The following is a 12,350-nucleotide window of genomic DNA, read 5'->3' as shown; positions in this document are numbered from 1 at the left end:
TTTAATCATTACTGATATTGCAATGTTTGGCAATTTGTTCTTAATCTTTTGCAATGAAACTTCATATTAATAATTAGGGTTGCCGAAAAAGTTTTTTGGTAGGAGTTAGGATAAATACTTATGTCAATTGTCCATTATCCATTGTTGAAATATTATATATTTTCTTTCTGCCTTTTGCCTTCTGCTATATATTCATCGTCAAGGAATTAAGCGCATCGATCGATCTATTAGCGTATGCTTGATAACGTTCTCGTTTATTGCGTATTTTTTGAGGAAAAGTGGGAATAATACCGAAATTAGGAGGCATAGGTTGAAAATGTTTAGCATCGGCACTACTGATAAATTCAAATAAAGCACCCATCATGGTAACGTTGGGGAGAGTTAAAGGAGGTTTATTCTGTGCCACCCTTACCGCATTTGTACCAGCTAACCAACCTCCGGCGGCGGCGGCTGTATAACCTTCTGTACCGATAATTTGCCCTGCCCCAAGGAGAGTCTCTCGATATTTAAACTGTAAAGTACTTTTTAATAGTTGAGGTGCATTTAAAAAAGTATTTTGGTGCATTACTCCCATACGCACAAACTCTGCTTTTTCTAATCCCGGAATCATGCGAAATACCCGTTGTTGCTCTCCCCATCGTAAATTTGTTTGAAAGCCTACCATATTCCATAATTGTCCTGCTTTATCTTCTTGACGCAGTTGTACTACGGCATAAGGACGCTTATCTTTATTTTCTTTGAAGTCTCCCAAACGAGCATCAAATAATCCAATTGGTTTCAAAGGCCCATATCTCATGGTATCTTCTCCTCGTCTAGCTAATTCTTCTATGGGCAAACAGGCTTCAAAAAATGTAGCATTTTCTCGTTCAAAGTCTTTCAATTCCGCCTGTTCAGCTTGGCGTACTTCTTGCCAAAAATGCAAATACTGCTCTTTATTCATGGGGCAATTCAAATAGGCAGCTTCTCCTTTGTCGTAACGGGATGCAAGGAAAGCAATATCTTTATCGATGGACTCTCCTACTATGATAGGACTTGCCGCATCAAAAAAGTTAAGGTAATCCATCCCTGTCAAATTCTGTAATTCTTGGGCGAGGGGAGGACTAGTGAGAGGGCCTGTCGCTAATACTACAATTCCGTTGGATGGTATGGTCTTAATTTCTTCTCGTTTAAGAGTAATTAAAGGATGATTTACAAGGGTTTGAGTTAGTTCTTGACTAAAAACACCTCGATCGACAGCTAACGCTCCTCCTGCGGGTACTTTGTGGTTATCAGCAGTTTGTATTACAATAGAGCCTAATTGACGTAGTTCTTGATGTAGTAAACCAGCCGCTCGATCGACGGCATCTGCACCAAAAGAGTTACTACAAACTAATTCTGCTAATTCTTCGCTATGGTGGGCTGGACTTTTAACAATGGGGCGCATTTCATATAAAGTAACGAGAATACCTGCTTTGGCAATTTGCCATGTGGCTTCTGTACCTGCTAATCCTCCTCCAATAACCGTTATAGAATTATGATTCATTATGATAGATAAATTAATAAGTTTGATAAAATAAAAAGTTAGTGATAAAACTTTCATTGCTTAAAATTTTAACAAATTAATGAGGTTTTATAAATTTAATTTTGGTTATATTTTTATCAAAAATGAACAACTTTGAATCTAAATTAGATGAATCTAAATTGACAAAACCAATGTGGTTTTTATGGCTATTATCTGCCGGTTTAATTGCCTTAGATGGATTTGATTTTTTTATTATCGGAATTGCTTTACCTTTTCTCGAAAAAGACTTTAACCTTACAACTACTCAAATAGGCTCGATCGCTGTTTCTGCTATTATTGGATCTTTAATTGGATCACTCACATTAGGAGGAATTACCGATAAAATTGGCCGACAAAAAATGTTATTAATTGATGTCTTGATTTTTATTATTTCTAGTGCTGGAACTGCTTTAGCTTGGAATGCTTTTTCTTTAATTTTTTTCCGTTTCTTAGTAGGAGTTGGTATTGGTGCTGATTATCCCATTAGTGTGGCTTATATTACTGAAAATGTGCCTTCTCGTTTAAGAGGAAGAATGGTTATTGGTGCATTTACTTTTCAAGCAGTGGGAGCTTTATTTGGTGCTTTAACAGGTATTATTATTATCAATATTTTTACTCAAATTTTTCCTAATTCTCTTGATATTTTGATTAAATATGGATGGAGAGCAATGTTAGGTATTGGTTTATTATTAGCTATTTTTGTCGGGTTTTTACGGCTACAATTTCTTTTAGAAAGTCCTCTATATTATATTGCTAAAGGAGATTATAAAAATGCTGAATTAGCCGCTAGAGAATTATTAGAAACGGATATTATTGTTAACTCAGAAAGTGATCCTCAACCTGAAGAAACTAATCTTAATTATAGTTCTTTATTTTCACCAAAATATATTAAAAATACTTTATTAGCATCTATTCCTTGGTTTTTACAAGATATTGCTACCTATGGTATTGGTATTTTTACTCCCACAATTATTGCGATTTTAGCTTTTAATAATCAGGATAATTTTATTATTCGTCAAATACGATCGGCTCAGGGTTCAGCTATAGTAGATTTGTTTTTGATAATAGGCTTTTTAGTAGCAGTTTTATTAGTTGATAAAGTAGGTAGAATTCCCTTACAAATTATTGGTTTTATTGGTATGGCTTTAGGATTAATACTATTAGGAATAGCAGGAGATCCTAATATTAATCAACATCCTAATTTTATCCTAGTTTTTAGTGGTTTTTTAGTGTTTAATTTATTGATGAATGCAGGACCTAATTCTACAACTTTTTTACTTTCTGGAGAGATTTTTCCCACTTCTATTAGAGCTACTGGTGCAGGATTAGCGGCAGCGATCGCAAAAAGTGGAGCAGTATTGGGAACTTTTTTATTACCTATTTTAAGAGAAGATTTAGGAGTATCTAATTTACTATATATTTTAGCCTTCAGTTGTTTATTAGCTGGAATTTTGACTTATTTTTTGAGAATTGAAACTAAGGGAAAAACTTTAGAAATTTAGTAACTTAGTATCGTTTATAATTATTTTTTATTTATCTCTATTTTGTAAAAATAAACTTCATTTGATAAAACTAATAATAAAATACTAAATCTTTTTAGAATAAAAACTTAAAAAGTTAAAGTGATTAAAAATTAGCTATAGTTAAGCAATAAAATGATCGTAATTTTAAAAAATAATTTATGAATTTGACTAGTTTATACTTAACTTCTATAGCTATTATCATAACAGGAGCAATATTTTTACATTTGCTTCCTTATTTCGGTGAGATGGGAGTGAAAATTGGTGACTTTTTTTGCGTAGCACCTGGTATTGATATTATACTTAGCTATTTTATGTTATTTCCTCTATTACTAGGTACGATCGTATCACAATGGAATGGAGTTGGGGTTGCATTAGTTGGGGAAATTAGTGGACTTTGGATTTGGATTTTTGCTCATGAATGGAAACATAGGAAATCACCCCAAAAAGCAAAAATTTCTACTACTCTTAGTCAAATCTTTGGCAAGTGGCGTAATCACCTAGCAGTCTGGATTACAGCTTTAGCTATACCTGTTTTTTGGGGAGTAAGGTTGGCGGAAATTGTGGTATATCCTCCCTTAACAAAATTGGTAAACCTACCAAAATATGATGCCAAAGAATGGGTTAACGTTTCTCGTCAAAAGTTTCAAGGATTAGTCGGTTATGATTTAATTTGGTGTTTATATTGTGATTGGATGACAGGAGTTTGGTCATTAGGTACAGAAATGTTACGAAATGTAGAATCTTTCTGGTGTCCTATCCGTTTTTATTCTGATAAAAAATGTGAGAATTGTAAAATTGATTTTCCCGATATTGAAGACGGTTGGGTTTCTGCTGATGGCACGATCGAAGATGTTACTAAAGTTTTACAAACAAAATATAGTATAACCACTAATTCTAGTTGGTTTGGTCATAACGATCGTAAAAATAGGAATTGATCAAAAAATCACTTAACCGATAAGAGTTAAAATATCATCTAGTTTTTCGAGAAAAGTAATAGATAACAAGTCAGACTTTATCGTAACATCAGATTTATGACTTTCATCAGTGTATTAATGTCAATGTTACCAAAAATTATCCTCGATCGAGCTGAAAAACTGACAGAATCCTCATCGATTAATCTATTTCAGCAAATTAAATTTACTCCTATTAATGTCTCTTTCACTCCTTCTCCCATTCAAACAAGTTATGCCGTAGTAGGAGAAAAACAACCTCCCATTATTTTACTTCATGGTTTTGATAGTTCTTTACTAGAATTTAGGCGTTTAATACCTTTTTTGAGCAAAAATCATCAAGTTTGGGTATTAGACTTACTAGGGTTTGGTTTTACCCATCGTCAAAGTTCGCTCGAATACTCTCCCAACACAATCAAAAGCCATCTGTATCAATTTTGGCAGACAATGATTCAAAAACCCGTTATCTTAATAGGTGCATCTATGGGAGGTGCAACGGCAATAGATTTTTGTTTAACCTATCCCGAAACAGTAGAAAAATTAGTATTACTCGATAGCGGAGGATTAACTAAACACCCCATTGTTGGAAAATTTTTGTTTCCCCCATTAGGATTTTTAGCCACAGAATTTTTACGAAACTTAAAAGTAAGACAAAGTATTAGTGAAATGGCTTATTTCGATCGAAAATTAGCCCATGAAGATGCTTTAACCTGTGCCGCTTTGCACTTAGAATGTGACTACTGGAATAAAGCCTTAATTGCATTCAGCAAAAGTGGCGGTTATGGTTGTTTTGCCAGTGAATTAAGTACCATTAAACAACCAAGTTTAACTATTTGGGGAGAAAATGACAAAATTTTGGGACTAAAACCTGCTAACAAATTTCAAGAATTAATTCCTGATAATAAATTAATTTGGGTTAAAAATTGCGGTCATGTACCACACTTAGAAAAACCAGAAATAACCTCTAATTATATTCTCGATTTTGCCAACACCTGATACACTTAAAGAAAATTTAAAGATTTTGTTACAATTAATCCCAACTTAATTATATTTAATAGTAACCATGAGTAATAAAGAAGTCGTTATTTCCCCTTCTATTCTATCGGCAGATTTTAGTCGTCTTGGAGATGAAATTAAAGCTGTAGACGAAGCTGGTGCAGATTGGATTCACGTTGACGTTATGGATGGTCGTTTTGTACCCAATATCACGATCGGTCCCTTAATTGTACAAGCAATTCGCCCTTATACCAAAAAACCTTTAGATGTTCATTTAATGATCGTTGAACCTGAAAAGTATGTAGAAGATTTTGCCAAAGCAGGAGCAGATATTATTTCGGTTCACGCTGAACATAATGCGTCTCCTCACTTACATCGTACTTTATGTCAAATTCGTGAGTTAGGCAAACTATCTGGAGTTGTACTTAATCCTTCCACTCCTTTAGAATTAATTGAGTATGTTATTGATGTTTGTGATTTAGTTTTAATCATGAGTGTTAACCCCGGCTTTGGTGGACAAAGTTTCATCCCTACCGTAGTTCCTAAAATCAGAGCTTTACGTCAAATGTGTGACGATCGAGGTTTAGATCCTTGGATTGAAGTTGACGGCGGTTTAAAAGCAAACAATACATGGCAAGTACTCGAAGCAGGTGCTAATGCGATCGTCGCTGGTTCAGCCGTATTCAATGCCCCCGATTATGCTGAGGCAATTTCTTCTATTCGTAACAGCAAACGCCCTCAATTAGTTACTGCATAAATAAGACATGAGGAATGAGAAATGAGGAATCAAATAATATTTCTCCTCTTTTTCTCTTTCTCTATTCCTATAACTCAGCCGTACGTCCTTTTTGAGGGAAAATACCAGAAGGTTTAATTTGTAAAAAAGTAATAATCATAATAAATACTAATACCTTCGCCATGCTAGTATTCGCAAAGAAATTAATAATCTCCATGAATGAAGATCCGACATTTTGAGACATAAGCACTAATCCAATACTACCAGAACCGACAATATAAGATATAGTACCGATCGACAATGCCGCAATAATAGTACCAAGTAAATTACCTACTCCGCCAACAACCACCACCATAAAAGCATCTACAATATAATTTTGTCCTGTATTAGGCCCAACAGAACCAAGTAAACTGATAGCGACTCCTGCAATTCCGGCTAATCCTGAACCTAAAGCAAAAGTTAAAGCGTCAACGGTAGCAGTAGGAATACCTAAGCAAGAACTCATAGTGCGGTTTTGGGTAACGGCTCTAATTTTTAAACCCCAATCTGATCCATTCAAAAACCAATATACCCCAACGATACAAAGAATAGTTAGGACAATAATAAACACCCTTGCCATGGGAAATTGAAATGCGCCCAGTGGGATTCCACCTCTTAACCATGCAGGAGCAGTTACATCAACGTTTCTCGCACTAAACCAGGCTTTCGTTAAGGCTTGATTTTTAGAACTGTTAATTAATATTCCCGTAATAATAGCGATCGCACTAGCTAAAGGTAAAGTAATGGCGATGAATTTAGCTCGAATCTGTTCCCAATTGCCTTGACGGGATAAAAACCACATTCCGCCAAAAAATAATAAAGAGAATACCACTATACCGATCGTCATTGACCAGTTTACACTTCTTACCAATTGACGGAGAATTAAGCTAACCCCCCAAGTTGCCAAAAGGGTTTCTAGTGGCCGCCCATAAAGAAAACGAATTACACCTCGTTCTAAAATTATCCCTGCGATCGCCGCTACTATAAAAGCCACAGGAATAGCGACAATAATATAAAAATTAAACCAAGGTTCACCCAAAGGCTTAAAAATATTTTGCACAACAAAAGTTGTATAAGCACCTAACATCATCAATTCACCGTGTGCTAAATTAATTACTCCCATCAAACCAAAAACGATGGCTAATCCTAGGGCGGCAATTAATAGAACTGAACCAATGCTTATACCATTTAAAAATCCTTCTATCAGAGGTAACATTTTTTCACTTTAATTAATCTTCTCATGGATTATGACCATTAATTGGAGTTTTTGTTGGTATCATTAATCACAATAAGTAAGCTAAAACTCATCTAGGGTTAGGGAAGAGGGAAAAGAGAAAAGTTAAGGGTTTCACAGTTTTTTTATTGTTAGAAAAATTTAACCTAATACCTAACACCTTCAATCTCAAATATTTTGCTTTGTTTAACCTCAGTTATTAAAAATTATTCGCCACCAATAACGACATCTTTAATACGCAAACTAGGGCCACCACAGCCCACCGGTAAGCCACTTTGTCCTCCTTTACCACAACCTCCAGATTCATCCCAATAAAAATCATCCCCGATCGACTCTATATTTGCTAGAGTTTTAAAAACATTACCTGATAAAGTAACATTTTTGACGGGTTCAGCAATTTTACCATCTCGAATCATCCATGCTTCCCCGGCGGTAAAAGTAAACATTTCTCCGTTTGTCATACCTCCAATCCAGTTAGTCGCATAAACTCCTTCCTTGATATTCGTAAATAAATCTGGTACAGGAGTTTTTCCTCTGGCTATCCATGTGTTAGTCATACGCACGATCGGTGGGTAGTGATAGTTTAAACATCTAGCATTACCAGTGGGTTTTTCACCTAATTTTCCCGCAGTTTCCCTTGAGTGAAGTCTTCCCACTAAAACACCATCCTTAATTAACTGAGTGGTGGTAGCTGGTGTACCTTCATCATCATAATAATAACTGCCTCGATGACCTTCTACCATTGCACCATCAAAAATTTGTAAATATTCTCCCCCAAACTTACGTCCTATACTCATTACTTCTAGTAAGTCGGGGTTTTCGTAAGCCATATCAGCTTCAGACAAGTGACCGAAGGCTTCATGAACAAATAAACCTGTTAAAATAGGGTCAATTACTACCGTATATGTACCCCCATTGACAGAAGGGTATTTTAGGGCATTAACGGCTCTTTTTGAAGCATTTGCAACGATATTATCAAGGTTGGTTAAGTCTTCATAACCTTTTCTTGTGCCTGTGGTTTCTCTTCCTGTTTGCACAGATTTCCCATTTTTGGCGATCGCACTAAATCGCATTTCACAGTCAATCCACGATTGCTCAATCATCGTACCTTCAGAAGTGGCGAGAAGAATAGTTTGTTGACTGTCACTATAACTAACTAAACTGCTGGTAACTTTTTCATCAACTTGGCTTAAAATACGGTTATATCGATCGCATAGTCTTTTTTTGTCACCAAGAGAGATTAAACGAGGATTTGTACCGGTTAAAGGCAATTGACAAGAGATTTGAACAGGATCAACAGGTGCTAAAATAGTCTCGTCATCTCCAATTAGCAAGGCTGAAGTAATGGCATCCTCAATTCTCAGAGGTAGTTGAGTTAAGTCATTGAAAGTAGCAAAACCCCAACCCCCTTTATAACACGCACGAATTTGTCCACCTAAAGATATTCCTTCACTCAGGCTTTCTGTTTGATTATTTTTGATAACAATATTGCTACCTTCTCCTTTTTCAAGACGAATACTTAAGAAATCAACTCGGTGACGATAACGGTTAATTAAATCGGATAGTAAATTACGATAATCTAGCATGGATAGTAAATATTAATTTTTATTGTCAGAACTTGGTTGTAAGTTAGTGGTAAGTTGACGAGCTTTATAAAAAGTTTCTAAACTATGAGTATCACCGACAAAACGCCAATGCCAAGGCTCATAACTAATACCTTGCAAATTGTCAGGAGTAAAGGATAGCTCAAAACTATATTTAGCGGCATTTTGACTTAACCATTTATAGGCAGAGGTTTGCTCAAAATTAGTATTTAAGTTTGTTGCTGGTGCGTTGCCGTCTCCAATATCGATCGCATATCCTGTATGATGTTCACTATAACCCGGAGGGGCACTAACTTCAGCTCTTTTTGAGGTAGGTTGTTTTCGTTGCTCTTTTACTTTAAAAAAAAGATATTCTTGATCTTTGATCGATCGAAATCCTGAAATAGGGGCTAAAATAATACCTTGCCTCCTAGCGTCTGTTTGCATTTGTAAAAATTTATCGGCGGCTTTTCCTCTTAACTGAATACCACCATCACGAGTTATCGGTTTTAAGTCACTTTGGGGAGCTTGTTCGTAAGGTAAATGCCCTAGAATGTTATCTGGTAAGATTTCCTCCGGATTAGATTCCGTTGGTAACTCATTTTCATTTTCTACCACAGGAGGAGTATTGTTAACATTTTCCACTGGTTGAGGCATTGGTTGAGAATTACGATTGAAAAAGAAAAAAATTCCTGCCAATAGAACAATAATACCGCTTACTATAATAATACCAATCTTATTTGTAACGATCGAACTTGATTTGACAGTTTTGTTAGCTTCCCTTAAAGCAACTGGAATTTCATCCATAGACGCTGAGATTTCTTTACTTGGTCTTACCTATTTTAGCCTTTTATGGAGCAATCATCATCAATTAACTAAGTTTAAGGTTATCTTCAGCTAAATTTCAGGTAAACTAGCTTTAATAAACAATTAATGATTGAAGGTATTTTCAATTTATTATTTAGACAGTATTTTAGGATTAAATTATATGAGTTATGATATAGAAAAATCGGTTTTAGAAAGATATGAAGCAGGAGCAAAAGAACATCAACCAAGTTTATGTTGTCCCACTGAATATGATAGTAGTTTTTTAGAGATTATTCCTGAAGAAATTATAGCAAAAGATTATGGTTGCGGTGATCCTACACGATACGTTAATGAAGGTGAAACTGTCTTAGATTTAGGCTCTGGAGCAGGAAAAAACTGTTATATTATTGCTCAAAAAGTTGGTCAAAATGGTCAAGTTATTGGAGTGGACTTTAATGATGAAATGCTTAATTTATCTCGTAAATATCAAGAGGAAATTAGTGATAAGTTAGGTTATCAAAACACAAACTTTATTAAGGGTAAAATTCAGGATTTAAAATTACCTTTAGATAAAGTTGAATTATGGTTAAAAAATAATCCTATTAACAGTTTAGAACAACTACGAATTTTTGAAGCGAAATGCGATCGACTTAGAAAAGAAGAACCTCTAATTAAAGATAACTCGATCGATGTAGTGGTGTCTAATTGTGTTTTAAATTTAGTTAAACCAGAAGATAAAGAACAATTATTTGATGAAATTTATCGAGTTTTAAAAACAGAAGGAAAAGCAGTTATTTCTGATATAGTTTGCGATCGAGATTTAACCTTAGAAATGATTAATGATCCCGAATTATGGAGTGGTTGTATTTCAGGGGCATTTAGAGAAGATTTATTTATAAAAATGTTTGAAAATGTGGGATTTAATCAAGTAGAAATTTTAGCAAGACAAACTGAACCTTGGCAAGTAATTAATGGTATTGAATTTCGTTCTGTGACTGTAAAAGCCTATAAAGAAAAACCAAAACAAAATAAAAAAATTGATGATAATAAATCTTGCTGTCCTCCCAAATCTTGTTGTTAAAATAAGGATAATAAACTGTCTAAAATATCTTTTTTGAAAAATTTTACTAATTATTACTGAAATTAAAACTTGAAAAGTTTATTAAGAAATAATGCTAATTACTGAAAAAATAACTAATTTTGCTGACAAAATAAATCATAGCTTACCGAAAGAAAAAATAACAGTTTTACAAATAAACTTAGGTAGAAAATGTAACCTAGCTTGTATTCATTGCCATGTAGAAGCATCTCCAAAAAGAAAAGAAGAATTAACCCCAGAAATTTGTCAACAATTAGTAAAAATAATTAATAAATTTTCTCAAATAAAAACTGTTGATTTAACGGGAGGAGCGCCCGAAATGCACTATGGTTTTAAGGAATTAGTAGAAGCAGCTCGAAGTAACAATAAAGAAGTGATTGTTCGATCGAATTTAACTATTTTTTTTGAATCTAGCTACGAATATTTACCTGAATATTTTGTTAAGAATCAAGTAAGAGTTGTGGCTTCTTTACCCTGTTATTTAGAAGATAATGTCGATAAACAAAGAGGCAATGGAGTATATAATAAATCAATTTTAGCCTTACAAAAACTTAATGAACTTGGTTATGGAATAGATTGTAGTTTAATTATTGATTTGGTATATAATCCTCCTTTACCTAAGAATAATAATTTCAGGTTAACTCCTAATCAAAAAAATCTTGAAAAAGATTATAAAAAGTATTTAGCAGATAATTTTAATATTTATTTTAATAGCCTTTTAACGATAACTAACTTACCAGTGGGAAGAACTAATTTTTACTTAGATAAGTATGAAATAAAAGATAATTATTTACAATTTTTAGAAGCTAATTTTAATTATAATACTTTACCTAATCTAATGTGTAGAAATCAGTTATCTATTGATTATTTAGGCAATATTTATGACTGTGATTTTAATCAAATGACAAATACTTATTCTTTAAGTAATAATCAGAAAAGATTAACTGTAAGTCAGATTTTAAAAGAAAATAATCTTGATCTAATTAGTCAAATTCAAACACCAAATCATTGTTATGGTTGTACCGCAGGAAGTGGGTCAAGTTGCGGAGGTTCTTTAACAAATGTATAATAAGTTATCATTAAAGAATTTCTTGATCTATAATTTTAACTAAATTAATAATGGGTTTAAAGGCGGTTTTATTTGATTTTAATGGTGTAATTATTAATGATGAGACAATTCATCAAAAATTAATTGATGATTTATTATTAAGAGAAAATTTACGTCCTTCTGGTTTGGAATATCAACAAATTTGTTTAGGGAAAAACGATCGAGGTTGTTTACGAGATATACTGGCAAAAAGAGGTAGAATCGTCTCTGATGAATATTTAGATAAACTCATTCAAATAAAAGCACAAGCCTATTATGAAATTATCAATAAGATACCTGAATTGCCCATTTTTGACAAAGTAATCGAATTTATCCTTCATCTTCAGACTCGTCATTTGTCCCTCGCAATTATTACAGGAGCGTTATACAAAGAAACTGAATATATCCTAGAAAAAATCAATGTGAGACAGTATTTCAATGTTATTGTCACAGGAGAAGATATAAATATGAGTAAACCTTCACCTGATGCCTACTTGTTGGCATTGAGAAAACTTAATCACCTTAATCCTGACTCACAACTTCAACCATCACAATGTCTTGTAATAGAAGACACACCTGTTGGCATCGAAGCCGGTAAAAATGCAAGAATGTCGGTTGTTGGGGTAGCTAATACCTATCCTTTTCATCTATTGCAACGACAGGCTAATTGGTGTGTAGATCATCTCATGGAGTTGGATTTAGACTGGATCGATCGAACTTTGGAAAAACCTTCTATTATGTTAGAATAAAAAGTTA

10 protein-coding genes and 1 pseudogene are annotated in these 12,350 nt (G+C 33.8%); 7 read left to right on the top strand and 4 right to left on the bottom strand.

Annotated features, from left to right (window positions below; all coding sequences use genetic code 11):
* Positions 1 to 184: 184 nt before the first annotated feature.
* Positions 185 to 1,522: an FADH(2)-oxidizing methylenetetrahydrofolate--tRNA-(uracil(54)-C(5))-methyltransferase TrmFO gene (gene trmFO, locus GM3709_RS05870; protein ID WP_066117175.1), complete on the bottom strand. Its 1,338-nt coding sequence runs from the start codon at positions 1,520 to 1,522 to the stop codon at positions 185 to 187.
* 122 nt (positions 1,523 to 1,644) lie between these two features.
* Between trmFO and GM3709_RS05865 the strand changes: the two genes are divergently transcribed.
* The 4 genes from GM3709_RS05865 (at position 1,645) to rpe (ending at position 5,766) form a co-directional block, all read left to right on the top strand.
* Positions 1,645 to 3,042: an MFS transporter gene (locus tag GM3709_RS05865; protein WP_066117172.1), complete on the top strand. Its 1,398-nt coding sequence runs from the start codon at positions 1,645 to 1,647 to the stop codon at positions 3,040 to 3,042.
* 179 nt (positions 3,043 to 3,221) lie between these two features.
* Positions 3,222 to 3,998 carry a hypothetical protein gene (locus GM3709_RS05860; RefSeq protein ID WP_066117169.1) on the top strand — a complete coding sequence of 259 codons (777 nt, stop codon included), beginning with the start codon at positions 3,222 to 3,224 and terminating at the stop codon, positions 3,996 to 3,998.
* A gap of 96 nt (positions 3,999 to 4,094) precedes the next feature.
* Complete coding sequence (locus tag GM3709_RS05855; RefSeq protein ID WP_231937622.1) at positions 4,095 to 5,009, top strand: alpha/beta fold hydrolase; 915 nt, start codon at positions 4,095 to 4,097, stop codon at positions 5,007 to 5,009.
* A 67-nt stretch (positions 5,010 to 5,076) separates the two neighbouring features.
* Entirely contained in the window at positions 5,077 to 5,766 is a 690-nt protein-coding gene (rpe, locus tag GM3709_RS05850) for a ribulose-phosphate 3-epimerase (protein ID WP_066117163.1), read from the top strand.
* A gap of 67 nt (positions 5,767 to 5,833) precedes the next feature.
* Here the strand turns inward: rpe and urtB are convergent, their stop codons facing one another.
* From urtB to GM3709_RS05835, 3 genes are all read right to left on the bottom strand, one after another.
* A complete protein-coding gene (gene urtB / locus GM3709_RS05845) occupies positions 5,834 to 7,000 on the bottom strand; it encodes an urea ABC transporter permease subunit UrtB (protein ID WP_066117160.1) in 1,167 nt (388 codons plus the stop codon).
* Positions 7,001 to 7,224: 224 nt separating this feature from the next.
* Positions 7,225 to 8,604 (bottom strand): TldD/PmbA family protein, encoded by a 1,380-nt coding sequence (locus tag GM3709_RS05840; RefSeq protein ID WP_066117158.1) that lies wholly within the window; start codon positions 8,602 to 8,604, stop codon positions 7,225 to 7,227.
* 12 nt (positions 8,605 to 8,616) lie between these two features.
* Entirely contained in the window at positions 8,617 to 9,408 is a 792-nt protein-coding gene (locus GM3709_RS05835; protein WP_066117155.1) for a D-alanyl-D-alanine carboxypeptidase family protein, read from the bottom strand.
* A 181-nt stretch (positions 9,409 to 9,589) separates the two neighbouring features.
* Between GM3709_RS05835 and GM3709_RS05830 the strand changes: the two are divergent.
* From GM3709_RS05830 to GM3709_RS05820, 3 genes and pseudogenes are all read left to right on the top strand, one after another.
* Positions 9,590 to 10,426: pseudogene (locus GM3709_RS05830) on the top strand (methyltransferase domain-containing protein); the annotation flags it as partial.
* Positions 10,427 to 10,580: 154 nt separating this feature from the next.
* Positions 10,581 to 11,576 (top strand): arsenosugar biosynthesis radical SAM (seleno)protein ArsS, encoded by a 996-nt coding sequence (arsS, locus tag GM3709_RS05825; RefSeq protein ID WP_066117148.1) that lies wholly within the window; start codon positions 10,581 to 10,583, stop codon positions 11,574 to 11,576.
* A gap of 50 nt (positions 11,577 to 11,626) precedes the next feature.
* Positions 11,627 to 12,343 carry an HAD family phosphatase gene (locus tag GM3709_RS05820; protein WP_066117145.1) on the top strand — a complete coding sequence of 239 codons (717 nt, stop codon included), beginning with the start codon at positions 11,627 to 11,629 and terminating at the stop codon, positions 12,341 to 12,343.
* Positions 12,344 to 12,350: the final 7 nt, after the last annotated feature.

The organism is Geminocystis sp. NIES-3709, from assembly GCF_001548115.1.
Taxonomy (GTDB): Bacteria; Cyanobacteriota; Cyanobacteriia; order Cyanobacteriales; family Cyanobacteriaceae; genus Geminocystis.
The sequence above is the reverse complement of the archived record's forward strand: the minus strand, read 5'-3'. Positions and strand labels throughout refer to the sequence as shown.